Origin of the sequence: Streptomyces sp. KL116D (assembly GCF_030766975.1) — a bacterium.
Taxonomy (GTDB): Bacteria; Actinomycetota; Actinomycetes; order Streptomycetales; family Streptomycetaceae; genus Streptomyces; species Streptomyces longispororuber_A.
On the sequence record NZ_JASERH010000024.1, the window covers coordinates 1 to 16,795 of the forward strand.

Sequence of the window (16,795 nt, forward strand, 5' to 3'; positions counted from 1 at the left end):
GGCTGCGCGGCGGCGACGTGCGGGTCGGCGGGGGCGCAGTGGTGGTCGTGGTGGACGACGGCGGCGGGGCCGGCGGCGAAACCGTCGTGGCAGGTGCCGGAGAGGAACAGGGCGCACAGGGCGAGCAGCAGCGCGAGGGCCGCCCCCCGCCTGCTCACTGCGCGCCGCACGTCACTCATGGTGCGGACGAGACTACGACGCGTGACCGACCGTCGGCAAAAACAAACCGAGGCCGGAATCTCGAAAGATTCCGGCCTCGGCCTTCAGTAGCGGGGACAGGATTTGAACCTGCGACCTCTGGGTTATGAGCCCAGCGAGCTACCGAGCTGCTCCACCCCGCGTCGGTGAACCCAACAGTACGCCATCGGGAGCAGTGAGGCGAATCCGTTCAGGCGGACCGTGCGTGGGTGAGCGTCTCCCACGCCACGAACAGGTCGTCGGTGCCCTCCGGGCGCTGTTTCCTGGTGAGCTTCTCGGTCTCCGGGAGGGCCATCTTCAGGCGGCCCTGCAGGTGGCTGAGGCCCACCTCCGTGTCGGGCCCCATGTCCCGCTGGACCTTGCCGCCGCACAGCCAGCCAGGAGCGGCGGCGCCCAGCTGGTACTTCGAGTGGAACTCCAGCGCGGCGGCGAGCCGGTCCTTCACCTCGCCGTACAGGTCGAGGCCCTGGTGCCAGGCGGTCTCGGCGATGTGCGAGGTGGCGGCGAGGGAGTAGCTGGCGTGCTTGAAGTTGCGGCAGGTCTCCTGGGAGAGGCCGTCCTTGAAGGTCTTCTGCCCGAACCAGTACGTCTGCAGCTTGGCCGGGGTGTCGATGTCGCTGCCCTCCGGCTTCACGGGCAGCGGGCCGTCGGAGGAGAGGTAGAAGTAGGCGGGGACGCGGGTGCGGAAGTGGTGCACGGCCTTGTCGAAGGCGGTCTGGTCGTTGAGGTAGACGGCCATGTTCATGGTGGCGTCGGCCATCACGAGGTCCCAGTTGCCGTTGAAGTCGGCGGAGCCGGACTGCACCTCGGGCAGGTACACGGTGCGCAGCATCCGCTGGAACTTCAGCTCCTCGCCGTCCGGCCAGCCGTCGTACGTGTACTGCATCAGCTCGGCGGCCTTCGCCCAGGAGGTGCCGGCCCAGGCGGTCTGCAGTCCCGCGTTGCCCTCGGTGTGCCGCTTCACCACGTCCGACCAGGCGTCCATGATCTGCACGGCCTTGTCGGCGTGCGCCTTCTCGCCGGTGATGTTCCAGAGCAGGGCCTGGGTGTAGGCGGCGATGGCGTCCTCGCGCTCCTCGACGCAGCCCTGCCCGGGGCGGGTGTCGGGCGGGCACACGACCACGTCGTACGGCTTCGCCCGGTAGTCGAGGTCGGCGTACTTGCTGCCGCTCATCTCCTTGTACGCCGACAGCCACGGCTCGTCCTTGTGGGCGACGTGGTTCCGGGCGGCGGCGAGCTGCGCCTTGCCGACCAGGACGCCCGGGTGCGCGAAGGGCGCCCCGGAGGGGCGGGGTTCGGGGCGGGCCTGGGCGCCGGAGGTGGCGTCGTGCCCGGAGGACGATCCGCACGCCGTGGCGGCGATCACGAGGACGGGCGCGAGGGCCCCGAGAAGAACACGCCGCCGCCACGGGCCCATTGCCGCTGCCATGCCATACCTCCGGTTCGGTCACTGGCAGCCTGACCCCTGCGGGCGACCGGCGCAGGATCTGTTGCGCCGGTCGGGACGGCAGGGCTCAGAGGTCGAACTCGTGCGGCGGCAGGCCGAGCATCTGGCAGGCCTCGCGGACGACGCCCCGCTCGGTCGCGTCGAAGTCGCCGTCGGCGCCGCCGATGACGATGCCGATCTGCACGACGGCGCGCGCCTCGGCCTCCTTCTTCTTCGCCTTGGCGACCTCCTGGAGCACGCTGACCTTGCCGAAGTCGAAGTCGGCCGTCAGCTTGTCCAGGTTCTCGTCGAAGCGGCGCTGCAGGTCGGCCGCCGGGAAGTTCTGCAGCACCTCGTTCGAGGTGATCAGCTGGGCGACGCGGCGCCGCTCGGCCGGGTCGATCGTGCCGTCGGCGGCCGCGACCAGGGCGCACATCGCCATCGACGCGTCCCGGAAGGCACCGGACTTCAGGTCGTTCTTCTTCGCGACGAGCTGCGTCTGCATCGTCGACGCGGACTCCTTGATGCGGTCCCACAGGGCCATGAGCGATCCTCCAGAGATTGTTTCTACAGCGGTGTAGAAACTAGCGGAAGGGTCCGGAAGTTCCGCCCTAGACTTGCGGGATGCCGACCTTCGACGATCCGCCCGGCGACGTGCTCGCCGAGGCCGCCGCCGCGTTCGGGCTGCTCGCCTCGCCCGCCCGGCTGCACATCGTGTGGGCCCTGGCGCAGGGCGAGAGCGATGTCACCGGCCTCGCCGAGCGGGTCGGCGGGGCACTGCCCGCCGTGAGCCAGCACCTGACCAAGCTGAAGCTGGCCGGTCTCGTCCGGTCCCGGCGCGAGGGCCGCAGGCAGGTGTACTACGTGGACGACCCCGGCGTCGTCGCCGTGGTGCGGCTGATGATCGGCCAGCTGACCGAGCGGGCGGCCGCGCCGGCCCCGCGCAACCGCCGGTTCGGTGCCTGACTCCTCGGCGGCGGCCGGCACCACGGGCCCGCCCGGCCGGTCCCGTCAGGGCCTTCCCCGGTCCGTCGCCGAAGCCCCCAGCACCCTCCAGGTGCTGCGCTCCCTCGACAGCGGGCCGCGCGGCCTGACCGAGGACGAGGCGGCCCGGCGGCTCGCCCGGTACGGCGAGCACACGCTGCCCGGCACCCGCCCCGACTCCCTCGCCCGGCGCCTGGTCCGTGGCCTGCGCGACCCGTTCACCGCGGTCCTGCTCTGCCTCGGGCTCGTCTCCGCCGCGGTCGCGTCCTGGGGCACCGCGACCGTCATCCTCGTCCTGGTGGCGGTCAGCTGCGCGCTGCGGGCCGGCGGCGAGCACCGGGCCGAGCGGTCCGTCGCCGCGCTGCGCGAACTGGTCGCGACGACCGCCACGGTGGTGCGCAGACCGGACCGGGACGAGCCGCCCGCCGACCGCGAGCTGCCGGTGTCCGACCTGGTGCCCGGCGACGTCGTGCGCCTCGGTCCCGGCGACCCGGTCCCCGCCGACGTACGACTGCTGCGCGCGCACGGCCTCACCGTGCACCAGGCGGCGCTGACCGGGGAGTCGGTGCCGGTGCCGAAGCGGCCGGCCGATCTGCCGGCCGACGCGGGCGACGACCGGCACCTCTGCTTCCAGGGCAGCAGCGTCGCCGCGGGCAGCGCCACGGCGGTGGTCGTGGCGACGGGCGCGGACACCCGGTTCGCGGCGGCCCTCGACACGGCCGGGCGGCGGCGCGGCGCGAGCGCCTTCGACCGCTCGGTGCACGGCATCTCCTGGACCCTGGTCCGCTTCATGCTGCTGACGCCGCCGCTGGTCCTGATGGCGAACGCGGCGCTGCGCGACCGCGGCCTGGAGACGCTGCCGTTCGCGGTGGCGGTCGCCGTCGGGCTCACCCCGGAGATGCTCCCGGTGATCGTCACGACGGCGCTCGCCCGCGGCTCCGCCCGCCTCGCCCGGGACCACGGCGTGATCGTGCGCCGGCTGCCCGCGCTGCACGACATCGGCGCCGCCGACGTCCTGTGCGTCGACAAGACCGGCACGCTGACCGAGGACCGCCCGGCCGTCGACGCGGGCCGCTCCGACCCGGACGCGCTGCACTGGGCGGGCGTGGCGGCCTGGTGGACGCTGCAGACGGCGGAGCTGCCGACGCCCGACCCGCTCGACGAGGCGCTGCTCGCGGCGACGGACCCCGACTCCTGGGAGGCGTACGACGGGATCTGCGCGCTCCCCTTCGATCCGGTACGCCGCCTCGCCACCGCCGTCGTACGGGAACCGGGGACGGTCCTCGGTACGCACACGCTCGCCGTGAAGGGCGCCGTGGACGACGTCCTCGACCGGTGCGCGCTCGACCCCGCCGAACGCTCCCGCCTCGCCGCCCGCGCCACCGCCCTCACCGGCCAAGGGCTGCGCGTCCTCGCGGTCGCCACGGCCGAGCGGGCCGCGCGGCGCCGTCCGTGGACGACGGCGGACGAGCGCGGGCTCGCCTTCGTCGGCCTCGTCGCCTTCACGGACACGCTCGCGCCCACCGCTGCGGGGGCGCTGCGCGCGCTCGCCGACCAGGGCGTCACGGTCAAGGTCGTCACCGGCGACCATCCGGGGACGGCGGCGCGCGCCTGCCGCGACCTGGGCCTCGACCCGGGCGTCGTCCGCACGCCCGCCGACCTCGACGCGCTCACCGACGCCGAACTGGCCGACCTCGCCCGCGCCACCACGGTGTTCGCCTCCTGCACCCCGGCCCACAAGGCCCGCGTCGTACGGGCCCTGCGCACCGCCTCGACCGTCGGCTTCCTCGGCGACGGGGTCAACGACGTGCCCGCGCTGCACGCCGCGGACGTCGGGGTGTGCGCGCGGGAGGCGGCGCCGGTCACCCGGGAGTCGGCGGACCTGGTGCTCGCCGGTGCGGCGGGTGACGGGCTCGACGCGATGGCGCACGCCGTCACGGCGGGCCGGCACGCCAACGCCACCACCGCGTCCTACCTGCGGATCACCCTGTCGTCGAACCTCGGCAACGTCATCGCGATGCTCTCCGCGGGGCTGCTGCTGCCGTTCCTGCCGATGCTGCCCGCCCAGGTCCTCGTGCAGAACCTGTGCTTCGACGCGGCGCAGCTCTCCCTGGCGTACGACCGCCAGGACGCGCGCGTCCTGTCCCGGCCGACGGCGCTGCGGCCCCGGGCGTTCCTGCGCGTCATCACGGGGTTCGGGCTGCTGAACGCCGCGGCGGACCTGGCGACGTTCGGCATCCTCGTCCTGGCCGGTCCCGGCCTCTCCTCGCCCGACGCGTTCCACGCGGGCTGGTTCACCGAGAACCTCCTCACGCAGGCGCTGGTCATGCTGCTCCTGCGCTCGACGCGGAGCCGGGCCCGGCCGGTGTGGTGGGCGGTGGGCGGCCTGGCCACCCTGGGCCTCGCCCTCCCCTTCACCCCCCTGGGCCCCCTCCTCGACATGACCCCGCTACCACCCCTGTACTACGCCCTCCTGACCCTGGTCCTCACGACCTACGCCGTGACGCTCCGCTGGGCGGCGGGGATGGCACGAGCGCGCGCCGACAGCTGATCCCTCGTCGCGGACCGCGGCCCGGCGGGGCTTCTCGCGCAGTTCCCCGCGCCCCTGAGATGCGCACTCCGTGCGCCATCTCAAGGGGCGCCCCGCCAGGGGCGCGGGGAACTGCGCGAGCAACCACGACGAGACCCGCACCCGGCAAACAACCAGTGACGGCTACGGCGCGCAGCCGGCTGTTCAGGGGCGCGGGGAACTGCGCGAGAAGCCCCACCCACCCGCACCCGGCGGACAACCCGTCGCGACACGGCGCGAAGCCGTGCACTTTAGGGGCGCGGGGAACTGCGCGAGCAACCACGACGAGACCCGCACTCACCGACCCACCTACAACCCCCACAACCCCTTCCCCACGGTCAACCCCCCACCCACCAACGCCAACCCCAACACCAACCCCCGAACCCCCCGCTCCGGCACTCGCCCCGCAAGCGCCCACCCCACCACCGCCCCCACGAACAACGCCCCACCCACAACCACCCACGACCGCCCGGTCAACCGCGGCAACCGCCCCGCCGCGACCGAGACGACATTGACCACCACCCCGTAGAACTGCGCGTTCGGCACGAACTCCCGCATCGACCACCCCGCGTTGACCCCGTACAACGACATCGGCGGCCCACCCACCCCGGCCGCCGCGTTCATGAACCCACCCGCTCCCCCGGCCACCAGCGCCCCACCCGTCCCGGCCAGCCCCGGCATCCGCAGCCCGTGCACGACCAGCCCGACGGCCAGACAGACGAGCGCACCGAGCACCACCATCAGGACCGGTTCCGGCAGCCGGGACGCGGTCCACGCCCCCACCGGCACCGTGCACACGGCAGCCGCGACGAACGGCACCATGGCCCGCGGCCGCACCCCGCGCCACCCGCTGACGAGCCCCGCACAACTGACGATCCCCGCCGAACAGTTGGCGAGCAGCACCCCGTCGACCGGCCCGAGCAGCAGCATCAGGGCGGGCGCGGCGACCAGCGCGAACCCCATCCCGGTCAGCCACTGCACGCACCCCGCGACCGCCACGATCCCCGCCAGCACCACGTCACCCATCGGCGGAGCGTACGGCGCCGCTCCGTGGAAGGGGACCCCCGCGTGCTGGGGGACGCGTCCGGCCGGCCGCGAGGCTGTAGGGGCCGGACGGGCGCGCGGCCATCGATGCTCCCGCCTCAACGACGGTCCGTCGTCCGGTTGCGCGGACGACGCCCCGGCGGGGCCCCAGTCCGCAGAGCAAGCCCCGCGCCCGGCACTCTGGGCCCGCCCGGGGCCCGGCGCCAGAGGCCGTTCGGCCCCCACCGCGCTCCACCCGGGCACACTTGGCCGCCGGCCGGGACTACCCTGGACGTCAGCAGTCGGCAGTGACGCCTGCACGGCGGTGGGGCTCGCCGTACCCGAACCGCGGCACCGGCGCCGCCAACAGTCCCTACTTGCGACGGCACGCGCCCGGACACCCGGGTGCCGGCGAGTAGGAGATGCACGTTCATGAGGCCCCCGCACACTGAAGTGGTGCCTGAGCCCGTTGATCCCGACGAGGATCCGTACCCGTCCGCGCGGCGCCCGGCCCGCCTGCCCCGGCCGTGGCGGGAGCAGGGCCCGGTCGTGGCCGTGGTCGCGGCCGGCGGCGCGATCGGCGCGTCGGCGCGGTACGCGGTGTCACTGGGCTGGCCGGTCGCACCCGGCGGATTTCCCTGGCCGACGCTGTGGGTGAACGTCGCCGGATGCGCCGTGATCGGCGTCTTCATGGTCCTGATCAGCGACGTGTGGCAGGCGCACCGGCTGGTCCGGCCGTTCTTCGGCACCGGGGTGCTCGGCGGCTTCACCACGTTCTCGACGTACGCGGTGGACATTCAGCGGCTCATCGACGGCCGCGAGCCCCGCACGGCCCTGGCCTATCTCGCGACGACGCTCGTCCTGGCCCTCGCGGCGGTGTGGTGCGCGGCGAACGCGACCCGACGCGTCCTGACCTGGAGGCAGCGATGAACTGGCTGCTGGTGATCGGTGGCGCGGTGGTCGGCGCCCCGCTGCGCTATCTGACCGACCGCGCGGTGCAGCGCCGGTTCGACACCGTCTTCCCGTGGGGCACCTTCACCGTGAACGTCTCGGGGAGCCTGATCCTCGGCCTGCTGACCGGCGCGGTCGCGTTCGGCGCGGCCTCCTCGCAGGTGCAGCTGCTGATCGGGACGGGCCTGTGCGGGGCGCTGACCACCTACTCGACGTTCTCGTACGAGACGCTGCGGCTGACCGAGGACCGGGCCGGCTTCTTCGCCGCGGCCAACGTGCTCGCGAGCGTGGCGGCCGGACTCGGCGCCGCTTTCGTGGGCGCCGCCCTCGCCGAGGCACTCTGGTCGTAGCGACGCGACGACGTGACGACGTAGCCCCGCCGCAGTGCACGCGTGCGCGGCGGGCGCCGGTCACACGGTCGGGTGGTTGCCGCCCGGCCGCCGCCCGGCGGACCGGGTCGGCAGCACCCCGGAGACGATCATGCTCCGGTGAATCCGAACCGTCGAAGTTCCGCACGCCGCTGGGCCGTTCCGGCCGCCGTGGCCGCCCTGAGCCTGCTGCCCTCGCTGTCCGCGACCGCCGCCGTCGCGCACCCCGCCGACACGGAGCCGTCCGGGGCGGTGCCGCGCCCGGTGACCGCCGCCGAGGCCCGTACGCAGGCCTATCTGTCCTCCGTCCGCGCCCGCCCCGACCTGCAGCGCGGCTTCTTCCAGCGCCTGCCCAAGGGCGGCGACCTGCACAACCACCTGTCCGGCGCGGTCTCCACCGAGTACCTGATCGATCTGGCCGCCGAGGACGGCCTGTGCGTCGACGGCACGATGACCGCCGTACCGGCCCCCTGCGGACCCGGCGCGCGCCCGGCCGCCGACGCGCGCACCGACCGGGACTTCCACGACGCGCTCGTCCGCGCCTGGTCCATGCAGGACTTCCCGTCCGACCAGAACGGGCACGACCACTTCTTCGACACCTTCGGCAAGTTCGGCGAGGTCACCTGGCGCCACCGCGGCAAGCTGCTCGCCCAGGTCGCCGACGGCGTCGCCGCGCAGAACCAGTTCTATCTGGAGACCCTGGTCACCCCGGCGTCGGAGGGCGCCAAGAAGCTGGCGGGCGACGTCGGCTGGGACGCCGACCTCGCCGCCCTGCACCGCAAGCTGCTGGCCGGCGGCCGGCTGGACGGGCTGGTCGCCGACGCCCGCAAGGAGGCCGACGACGCCGACACCGAGTTCCGCACCACCGAGCGCTGCGGCACCCCCGCCGCCCGCCCCGGCTGCGGGCTCACCGTGCGCTGGTCCTCGCAGGTCTCGCGCGGCAGTTCACCGGAGCGGGTCTTCACGCAGATGGCCCTCGGCATGCGACTGGCCGAGGCCGACCGGCGGTTCGTCTCGGTGAACCTGGTCCAGCCGGAGGACTGGGACAGCTCGCTGCGCGACTACAGCCTCCAGATGCGCATGCTCGCCTACCTGCGCGAGGTCTACCCGAAGGCCCACGTCACCCTGCACGCGGGCGAGTTGTGGCCCGGGCTCGTCAAGCCCGAGGACCTGAAGTTCCACATCAGGGAGGCCGTCGGCGTCGCCCGCGCGGACCGGATCGGCCACGGCGTCGACCTGGTCCACGAGGACGACTGGCAGGGCACCGCCCGCACGATGGCGGCCCGCGAGACCGCCGTCGAGGTCCCCTTCACCAGCAACGCCCAGATCCTGGGGGTCAAGGGCGCCGAGCACCCCTTCGACACGTACCGCGCGTACGGCGTCCCGGTCGTCCTCGCCACCGACGACCCGGGCGTCTCCCGCATCGACATCAGCCACGAGTACCGGTACGCGGCCCGGACCTACGGCCTGTCCTACCCGGAGCTGAAGGACCTGGCCCGCGCCTCCCTGGAGTACGCCTTCCTGCCCGGCGCCAGCCTGTGGCGCGGCAACCCCACCGCCACCGGCTACCGCCCGGCCCCGGCCTGCCGCGGCGAGCGCCCCGGCACGCCGGTCCGCGACCCGGACTGCCGCCGGCTGCTCGCCGCCAGCCCCAGGGCGCAGACGCAGTGGCGCCAGGAGGCCGCCTTCGCCACGTTCGAGCGGAGCTTCGCCGGGCGGGCCCGCTGAGCGCCTTAGACCTGTCGGGTGGGGGCCGTCCGGCCCCCGTATCCGCCCGGCGGACGGGGCCGTTGTAGGGACATGACCTCAACTCGACGAGCCCTCACCGCTGTTCTGCTCGCAGTCGGAGCCACCGCGATCGCCGTGCCGACGGCCGGCGCCGCTCCGATCCCGCTGGCCGGTGAAGGCAGCGAAGCCATCTCCCCGACCGCGACGCTCGACTCGGTGTCGACCATGGCGATCCCGGCCGATCAGCGGGGCGAGCTGCCCACCACCGCCGGCCAGCTCTCCGGGCTCGACCGGCTGAACGAACTGCACCAGCTGACCGACCTGGTGGCGCCGGTCACCAACGTGGTCCCCTCGGTTCAGTAACCCCAAAACCCCCGGAACCTCCCGGTTCCTGACACGACGATGGCGGCGGACTGCGAGCAGTCCGCCGCCATCACTGTGTTGCGGTCGCTCAGTGGTTCGCGACACCGTTGCCGGACAGGACCGGGATGTCGTCCAGGACGTGCGACAGCGGCTCGTCGCCCTTCGCCTGGGTCGAGTTCTCGGTGCACTGCTGGTTCTGCGGGGCCGACAGGATCGGGATGTCCTGGACCGCGACCGGCACGACACCGACGAGCGAACCGGCGTTGACCTTGGCCGGCAGGCCGACACACGGCTTGTTCAGCGAGCCCTGCACGAGACCGAGCTGCGGGCTCATGTCGCCGTGGGTCGCGGAGTTGCCGTACGCCTGCTCCGCACCGTTGCCGCTGTTGGAGGTCGTGCCGCCGTCATCCCCGATGGCCAGGGCCTGAGGAGCGGCCACCGCCGAGAGACCGGCGACGGAAGCAGCGATCGTTGCGGTTGCCCACAGCTTCTTCATGCGAATTCCCTTCACTGAGCGAATAGTGATGACGCGTTACGTTGGATCAACTGGCCAGAATTCGGACGGTTGCGGACGTGGACCCGTTCGGCCCAACGACACGCTCGTCACGCACAGGCCAACTTGTCGCCGGGCACGACCGTCCGGCTGTCGAACCGCGGCGGGTCCTGCGGCTCGGTCGGGGTGTCCGGCCGGGTGATGGGGCGGTCCTCCCGGATGCTGGCGAACATCTGGTCGGCGCGCTCCCGGTCCCAGCGCAGCGTGGAACCCACGTTCTCGATCAGCGGGTTGAAGCCGTCCATCGGCACGGTCGCGAACTCCATCGCCGACAGCGGGACGTGGCGCAGCTCCCGCGCCATGCCGAGCAGATCGGCGGCGGTGAACCCCTGGTCGACGGAGGCCGAGCCGAGCAGGGTCCTGGCCAGGCCCGCGGCCCTGACCGGGTCGGCGAGAGCGTCCCGTACGCCGGTGCTGCGCAGCGCGTTGACCAGGAAGCGCTGCTGGCGCTGGACGCGGCCCAGGTCGGCGCCGGCGTCGACGTGGCGCGAGCGCACGTACTGCAGGGCGGGGCCTCCGGCGAGGTGGTGGCGGCCGGGGCCGAGCTCCAGTTTCGTGGCGGAGTCCGAGAGCCTGCGGTCCGTGCACACCGTGACCCCGTGGACCGCGTTCACGCCGTCGATGAACCGGCGGAAGTCGATCTGCAGGTAGTGGTCGACGCGGACCCCGGTCATCGTCTCGACCGTCTCCACCGCGAGCGCCGGGCCGCCCTCCGCGTACGCCGCGTTGATCTTCGCGGGGTGGGGGTCGCGCGGCGAACCGTCGGCGGCGGGCCCGGCCGGGATCTCCGCCAGGGAGTCCCGCGGCAGGCTGACCACACTGACCCGGTCGCGCCCCTCCGACAGGTGCACGAGCATCATCGCGTCCGTGCAGTTGCAGGCGACACCGCCGGCGTGGAACTTCTCCTTCTCCGCGCGGGTGATGGTGTCCCGGCCGTCCGTTCCCATCAGGAGGACGTTGACGCCCTGCCCGTCCTCGGGACGGTCCGTCAGCCCACCGAACGCGTTCACCTGCTTCGGCAGGGTGCCCGACACCTGCCCGATCGCGGCACCGGAGAACGCCAGGAATCCAAGAGCGAGTGCCCCGAGCACAATCCCTCTACGGCCACCCCGAGGGAATTTCTTCCGCATCATGACACTCCACTGCGAAGGGGTAGGTGCACGACGAGGATAGGGACGTATGCATTTCGTCCCGGGTGGCTCGCGCAATAGGCGGCGAAAGTAACCCTTTCGCCCCACAAGGCGGTTGGTGCCATCGGCGCCGGAGGTATGGAGAACGCAACCGACCGCTACCCGGCAAGGGGCGATGACATGGGAGATCCGCAGGAGCGTTGGCGCCGGCAGGCATTGATTCCGAGCAGTAGGACCGCACCCGAGAATCCGTCCTCGGCGCCCCTTTATTCGTCTCTCGTGGACGAATGGCGAGCGGCGGGAAAAACGCTTCCTGGGCTGTTCGACGCGGAGTGGGACGAGGCCGTGTCCCGCGACTTCTGGCCCCGGTCCTGAAAACGAGTCGGGCCGCCCGAAAGGGCGGCCCGATCACGTTGCAGGGTCCGTCAGTGGTTGCCGGCACCGTTGCCGGACAGGACCGGGATGTCGTCCAGGACGTGCGACAGCGGCTCGTCGCCCTTCGCCTGGGTCGAGTTCTCGGTGCACTGCTGGTTCTGCGGGGCCGACAGGATCGGGATGTCCTGGACGGAGACCGGCACGACGCCGACGAGGGAGCCGAGGTTGGCCTTGGCCGGCAGGGCGACACAGGGCTTGTTGAGCGAGCCCTGGATCAGCGCCATCTGCGGGCTCATGTTGCCGTACGTGGCGGAGTTGCCGTACGCCTGCTCCGCGTTGTTGCCGCTCTCGGAGGTCGTCCCGCCGTCGTTGCCGATCGCCAGGGCCTGCGGAGCCGCCACCGCCGAGATGCCGACGACGGACACGGCGACTGCTGCGGCAGCCACAGCCTTCTTCATCATGAGAGGTTCCCCTTCATTTGTTTTCTGACAGCACCGGGATCAACTGCGTATCGACGGATCGGTTGTCCACGTTCACTCAGACGGGGAACTTCGATCACACCGCTGAGGGTGAATAAATGACAATCACGCAAGCGCCCCCACGCACTCCCTGCGGCGGGCCGATCGAGTGAACGTGCAGAACTAAACCGACCTGGTGGAGTTGTCCCTTTCGCAGTAACCGGTGCCTGTCAGAAAAGGAACAGATCAATGCTCAAGAAGGCTATGGCTGCAGCAGCAGTCGCCGTGTCCGTCGTCGGCGTCTCGGCTGCGGCCGCCCCGCAGGCCCTCGCGATCGGTGACGACGGCGGCACGACCTCCGCCAGCGGCAACGACGCGAAGCAGGCCTTCGGCAACTCCATGACCGAAGGCGACATGAGCCCGCAGCTCGGCCTGGTCCAGGGCTCGCTCAACAAGCCCTGCATCGGCCTGCCGGTCAAGGGCAACGCCGGCTCCCTCGTCGGCCTGGTGCCGGTCTCGGTCCAGGACATCTCCGTCCTGTCCGCGCCGCAGAACCAGCAGTGCACCGAGAACTCGACCCAGGCCAAGGGCGACGAGCCGCTGTCGCACATCCTGAGCGACATCCCGGTCCTCTCCGGCAACGGTGCGCAGAACGGCTGAACGAGCCGCATCTGACACCTCGGGCCGCCCGCGTCACTGGACGCGGGCGGCCCGAGTTTTTTATGTCCGCAAACCGATGCCTTTTTCCAGTTTCCTTACTCATTGTTGAATCGTTTGCTTTTCGAGGGATCGAGCGGACGAGTGATTTCCTTTCGGTCTCCCGTCCCGGTCAGTTTTCTGAATAAAAGGAGAAAAGCATGTCTCTGAAGAAGAGCGCCACGATCATCGCCGGTGCCGTCATGGCCCTCGGCATGGCCGCGCCCGCGTTCGCCGACGCCGGCGCCGAGGCGGCGGCCGTGGGCTCCCCGGGCGTCCTGTCCGGCAACGTCCTCCAGGTGCCGGTCCACGTGCCGGTCAACTTCTGCGGCAACAGCATCAACGGCATCGCCGCGCTGAACCCCACGTTCGGCAACACCTGCGCCAACAACTGACGCTGGTACCGCAGTTCGTCTCCCGGCCGACCCTGGCGCCCTTCGGGGCCCAGGGTCGGCTTCAGATTTCGAGCAGGTCCGAGCAGAGAGGAAAACGCATTTGAGGCAGGCACTGAGAATCGGCGTCATGGCGGCCGCGGCGGCGACGGGCATCCTGTCCATGCCCGGATCCAGCGCGTCCGCCATGACCGGCGACCACGAGCAGCCGAGCGGCTCGCCCGGTGTGCTGTCCGGCAACTCCGTCGCGGTTCCGCTGTCGGTTCCCGTGAACCTCTGCGGAAACACCGTCGACGTCGTGGGAGCGGTCAACCCCGCCTCGGGCAACGACTGTTCCGCCGAGTCCGCCGCGACGGCCGGGCAGGCCACCGGGGACTCGGCGGCGACCGCGTCGCACTCCGCGGGCGTCCTGTCGGGCAACTCCGTACAGGCCCCCGTGGACATCGGCCTGAACCTGTGCGGCGACAGCGTCGACGTCGTGGGTGCGGCCAACCCGGCGTCGGGCAACGCGTGCTCCGGTGCGGGAGAGGCGTCCGCGGCTCCCGCGGTCCCCGAGACCTCCGAGATCCCCGAGGTCGAGGTTCCTCCGACCGAGCACGTGCCGCCGACGACCAGGTCGGTCCCGCAGCCGGAGCGGGTCGTCCCGCAGCACGTCGCGACGCACGAGCACCTGCCCGTACGGGAGGCGGCGATCGGTCAGCACGCACCCGTGGCGCGTGCGCAGCTCGCCGACACGGGGGTCGACCAGAACCTCCTGGCGGCCGCAGCGACCAGCGCGGGGCTGCTGGTCGGGGGCGGCGTCCTGTACCGCAGGGCACGTACCGCGGGGCGCTGAGCGCCAGGTCGGGAAGAGCCACGCAAGTGCTCTTCCCGACCCACAGAGGATGCGCCGATGAACGGCTGCCTCCCCACGGCGTGAAGCCGACGGCTGGGAGGAAGGCAGCACGGCCATTCTCATGACAGGTGCCAGTGGACCACCGGCGGCGCCGCCCGGACGGGCCGGTTCACCCGTTCGCCCGCGATGTCACCCCAACGGGTCCCTGGTGCTCGCGGCCCCGCGGCACCACGGGCCCGCCCTGCCGGGGCCGGCGCGCCAGATGCCGCTCGACCGCGTCGACCAGCGTGGGCGCGGTGTAGGTCGCCCCGTGGACGAAGCGCATGGCGGGGCCGAAGTCGGCGGCGGTCACCAGGCCCGCGAGGAAGAGCCCCGGGTAGGACGACGCGAAGCCCCGTCCCACGCGCGGTGAGCCGCCTGCGGACCGGGCGAGGACGCTCCGCACCCGGGGCGCGAGCACGGTCATCCGCGCGCAGTCCGCCTCGAAGCCGGTGGCCGCGATGACGTGGTCGGTCTCGAAGTCGCGGGCCCCCGCCGCCGCGTCGACCGTGCGGACCCGGACCCGCCCCGCCACCGGCCGCGCGTCGACGACCGTCTCGCCCAGCCGGACGTCGACGCCCCCCGCCGCCACCCGGTCCCTGATCCACCAGGCGCCGGCCGGCCCGAGCGCCGACTCCGTGACGGCGGCCCGGGTGCGTTCGGGCAGTCTCCTGAACGCGCCGGGCCGCTCCGCGTAGAACCAGTTGCGCCAGCCGCAGCCGAGGCCGCTGTGCGGTGCGCGCAGGCTCTTCCACCAGGGGCGCACCCACGGCGGCGGGACGCTGTTCCAGGCCAGTTCGGGGGCGCGGGCCACGATGCGTACCCGGGCGGGCAGTTCGGCGAGCAGCGCCGCGGTCTCCAGCGCCGCCTGCCCGGCGCCCACGACCGTGACGTCCGCGCCGCGGAACCGGCTCAGGTCGCTGTGCTGGCTGCTGTGCGTCACGTGCTCGTCGGCCAGCCCCCGCAGGGCCTCCGGGATGCGCATGTACGGCAGCACTCCCGTGGCCAGCGCCACGGACCTGCTGTGCAGGACCTGTCCGTCCTCGGTCTCGACCTGGAAGCCGGTGGGGGCCGCGTCGATGCGGGCGATCATCCGCTCGTCCAGGTTCGCCACCGCCCGCCGGGCGAACCACAGCCCGTACGACGCGAACGTGCCGACGGGGATGGGGCGGCCGTGCCGGGCGGTCTCGCCGTGCTCGGCGCAGTACCGGTCGAGGCCTAGGCCGGGTGCGGGAGCGGAGAGGTGGGAGGCCCAGGGCTCGGACTTGAGGAACATGCCGCGCGGCATGTGGTGCCGCCAGGACTCCATCGGCCGTCCGAAGACCCGCGTGTCGAGCCCGCGGGCCTCGGCGTGCGCGGCGATGGACAGGCCGTAGGGGCCGGCCCCCACGATCAGCAGGTCGTACATCAGCAGCTCGCCTTTCGTTCGGCTGTGGTCGGCGCGGCGACCGGGGGTTCGGTGGGGTCGGGGACGGCGGCCCGGGGCGCGGTCCTGGCGCGGCCGACGAGCCGGCGGGCGGCGTGCTGGGACCACTCGGTGGCCATGCTCCAGGCGGGCGCGGGATCGTCCTGGGCGTTCCAGGCGAACTCCCTTGCGGCGGGCCCGCGTTGGGCCGGGAGGGCCGAGGCCACCAGGGCCCTGAGCGCGGACAGGGGCGCGTAGTTCTCGACGACGAAGGTGCGTCCCGGCAGGGCGTGGCCGGAGGGGAGCGGCTGGTGGGTCAGGTCGAGGTACTGGGCGCGGACGACGTCCAGGCCGTTGCCGTCCGCGAACAGCCGGAACTGCGCCCCGGGCCGGGGGTTGAAGTCCAGCAGGCAGTACTGGCCGGTCTCCGCGTCCACCCGGAAGTCGATGTCGAAGATGCCCCGGTACCCCAGGGCCTCGACCAGGCGCTCGACCATGGCCTGGAGTTCGGGGACCGGTGACCAGCGGCCCACGGCGGTCAGGCCCGCGCCGCGCGGCCAGGCGTGGCGCTTGCTGCCGGCGCCGCCGCCGTGCAGCCGGCCGTGCCGGTCGACGTACCCGTGGAAGAACCAGTCCCGGCCCTGACCGGCGGGCAGGTACTTCTGGAGCAGGAGTCCGCTGCCGGTGCCCGCGCCCCGCACGTAGAGGCTCCGCGCCTCCTCCGGCGAGCCGATCAGGCACGTGCTGCGCAGGCCCGAGCCCTGCGGGAGGAGCCAGGGGCGGCTCCACTTCGCCACCGCGGGCAGGCCGAGCTCGGCGACCGCGGCGTACGCCTCGTGCTCGTCGCGCGGCAGCACCACCGGGGGGTGTCCGATGCCGGCGGCCCGGCAGAGGTCCGGCAGCCGCGCCTTGTCCGCGACGTGTTCGGCGAGCCGCTCCGGCTGCTCCGGCAGCAGGAACGTCTCGGCCAGCGCGGGGCGCAGCCGGCTCACCGCGATGGCCCCGGCGTCATCCATAGGGATCAACACCCCCGGCCGGGCGATCCGGGCCGCGATCCGGCGCAGCGCCCCGACCACCTCGCTCGACGACGCGCCCGGGCGCGGGGGCCGGTGCATCTGCCGCACGTAGCGCGATCGGGCCACCGGACTTCCGTCGGCCACGGCCGCCACGTGCACCTCCACACCGCAGCGCCCCAGGGATCTGACGGCCCCCAGCGTGCCGTGGTGAAAGGGGTTGGGGTCGATCCGCAGCAGCACGACCGGGACACAGGGGTCGAGCATGTGTCGATTCCTTCCAGGAGCT

17 protein-coding genes and 1 tRNA gene are annotated in these 16,795 nt (G+C 72.7%); 9 read left to right on the top strand and 9 right to left on the bottom strand.

All coding sequences use genetic code 11. From position 1 onward, the window contains the following. Positions 1–267 precede the first annotated feature (267 nt). The 3 genes from RBJ77_RS07370 to RBJ77_RS07380 form a co-directional block, all read right to left on the bottom strand. Positions 268–341 (bottom strand) — tRNA-Met (locus tag RBJ77_RS07370). Positions 342–388: 47 nt separating this feature from the next. After that, on the bottom strand, positions 389–1,627 hold the full coding sequence (locus RBJ77_RS07375) for an alginate lyase family protein (protein ID WP_372344207.1): 1,239 nt from the start codon (positions 1,625–1,627) through the stop codon (positions 389–391). Between the two features lie 85 nt (positions 1,628–1,712). Further along, positions 1,713–2,168: a tellurite resistance TerB family protein gene (locus tag RBJ77_RS07380; protein WP_255983288.1), complete on the bottom strand. Its 456-nt coding sequence runs from the start codon at positions 2,166–2,168 to the stop codon at positions 1,713–1,715. A gap of 80 nt (positions 2,169–2,248) precedes the next feature. Between RBJ77_RS07380 and RBJ77_RS07385 the strand changes: the two genes are divergently transcribed. Continuing rightward, positions 2,249–2,590 (top strand): ArsR/SmtB family transcription factor, encoded by a 342-nt coding sequence (locus RBJ77_RS07385; RefSeq protein WP_372344208.1) that lies wholly within the window; start codon positions 2,249–2,251, stop codon positions 2,588–2,590. Further along, positions 2,583–5,159, top strand: coding sequence for a magnesium-translocating P-type ATPase (gene mgtA / locus RBJ77_RS07390; protein WP_372344209.1), 2,577 nt, complete (start codon positions 2,583–2,585; stop codon positions 5,157–5,159). The genes RBJ77_RS07385 and mgtA overlap by 8 nt, the downstream gene beginning before the upstream one ends. A gap of 327 nt (positions 5,160–5,486) precedes the next feature. Here mgtA and RBJ77_RS07395 read toward each other — a convergent pair whose 3' ends face one another. After that, positions 5,487–6,203 (bottom strand): TSUP family transporter, encoded by a 717-nt coding sequence (locus RBJ77_RS07395; protein ID WP_372344210.1) that lies wholly within the window; start codon positions 6,201–6,203, stop codon positions 5,487–5,489. A gap of 429 nt (positions 6,204–6,632) precedes the next feature. On the opposite strand from RBJ77_RS07395, the gene crcB (RBJ77_RS07400) reads away from it, so the two are divergent. From crcB (RBJ77_RS07400) to RBJ77_RS07415, 4 genes are all read left to right on the top strand, one after another. Continuing rightward, positions 6,633–7,130 carry a fluoride efflux transporter CrcB gene (crcB, locus tag RBJ77_RS07400; protein ID WP_372344211.1) on the top strand — a complete coding sequence of 166 codons (498 nt, stop codon included), beginning with the start codon at positions 6,633–6,635 and terminating at the stop codon, positions 7,128–7,130. Further along, entirely contained in the window at positions 7,127–7,501 is a 375-nt protein-coding gene (crcB, locus tag RBJ77_RS07405) for a fluoride efflux transporter CrcB (protein ID WP_372344212.1), read from the top strand. Before crcB (RBJ77_RS07400) ends, crcB (RBJ77_RS07405) begins: the two co-directional genes overlap by 4 nt. A gap of 138 nt (positions 7,502–7,639) precedes the next feature. Beyond that, positions 7,640–9,247 carry an adenosine deaminase gene (locus tag RBJ77_RS07410; protein WP_372344213.1) on the top strand — a complete coding sequence of 536 codons (1,608 nt, stop codon included), beginning with the start codon at positions 7,640–7,642 and terminating at the stop codon, positions 9,245–9,247. A 135-nt stretch (positions 9,248–9,382) separates the two neighbouring features. Next, the gene (locus tag RBJ77_RS07415) at positions 9,383–9,610 is read left to right on the top strand and encodes a hypothetical protein (protein ID WP_372344214.1); all 228 of its coding nucleotides are present in this window, start codon (positions 9,383–9,385) and stop codon (positions 9,608–9,610) included. An 88-nt stretch (positions 9,611–9,698) separates the two neighbouring features. Here the strand turns inward: RBJ77_RS07415 and RBJ77_RS07420 are convergent, their stop codons facing one another. The 3 genes from RBJ77_RS07420 to RBJ77_RS07430 form a co-directional block, all read right to left on the bottom strand. Further along, positions 9,699–10,106, bottom strand: coding sequence for a rodlin (locus RBJ77_RS07420; protein WP_255979923.1), 408 nt, complete (start codon positions 10,104–10,106; stop codon positions 9,699–9,701). A gap of 107 nt (positions 10,107–10,213) precedes the next feature. Beyond that, positions 10,214–11,197 carry an LCP family protein gene (locus tag RBJ77_RS07425; protein ID WP_372344215.1) on the bottom strand — a complete coding sequence of 328 codons (984 nt, stop codon included), beginning with the start codon at positions 11,195–11,197 and terminating at the stop codon, positions 10,214–10,216. Between the two features lie 521 nt (positions 11,198–11,718). Further along, positions 11,719–12,129 (bottom strand): rodlin, encoded by a 411-nt coding sequence (locus tag RBJ77_RS07430; protein WP_255979919.1) that lies wholly within the window; start codon positions 12,127–12,129, stop codon positions 11,719–11,721. Between the two features lie 246 nt (positions 12,130–12,375). On the opposite strand from RBJ77_RS07430, the gene RBJ77_RS07435 reads away from it, so the two are divergent. From RBJ77_RS07435 to RBJ77_RS07445, 3 genes are all read left to right on the top strand, one after another. Continuing rightward, positions 12,376–12,786 (top strand): rodlin, encoded by a 411-nt coding sequence (locus tag RBJ77_RS07435; protein WP_255979917.1) that lies wholly within the window; start codon positions 12,376–12,378, stop codon positions 12,784–12,786. A gap of 197 nt (positions 12,787–12,983) precedes the next feature. Then, positions 12,984–13,217, top strand: a complete 234-nt coding sequence (locus tag RBJ77_RS07440; protein ID WP_372344216.1) for a chaplin — start codon at positions 12,984–12,986, stop codon at positions 13,215–13,217. Positions 13,218–13,344: 127 nt separating this feature from the next. Further along, positions 13,345–14,049: a chaplin gene (locus RBJ77_RS07445; RefSeq protein ID WP_372344217.1), complete on the top strand. Its 705-nt coding sequence runs from the start codon at positions 13,345–13,347 to the stop codon at positions 14,047–14,049. A gap of 169 nt (positions 14,050–14,218) precedes the next feature. Here the strand turns inward: RBJ77_RS07445 and RBJ77_RS07450 are convergent, their stop codons facing one another. Together RBJ77_RS07450 and RBJ77_RS07455 are read right to left on the bottom strand one after the other, a co-directional pair. Beyond that, complete coding sequence (locus RBJ77_RS07450) at positions 14,219–15,496, bottom strand: NAD(P)-binding domain-containing protein (protein ID WP_372344218.1); 1,278 nt, start codon at positions 15,494–15,496, stop codon at positions 14,219–14,221. Beyond that, positions 15,496–16,773, bottom strand: coding sequence for an ATP-grasp domain-containing protein (locus tag RBJ77_RS07455; protein WP_372344219.1), 1,278 nt, complete (start codon positions 16,771–16,773; stop codon positions 15,496–15,498). The genes RBJ77_RS07450 and RBJ77_RS07455 overlap by 1 nt, the downstream gene beginning before the upstream one ends. Positions 16,774–16,795 lie beyond the last annotated feature (22 nt).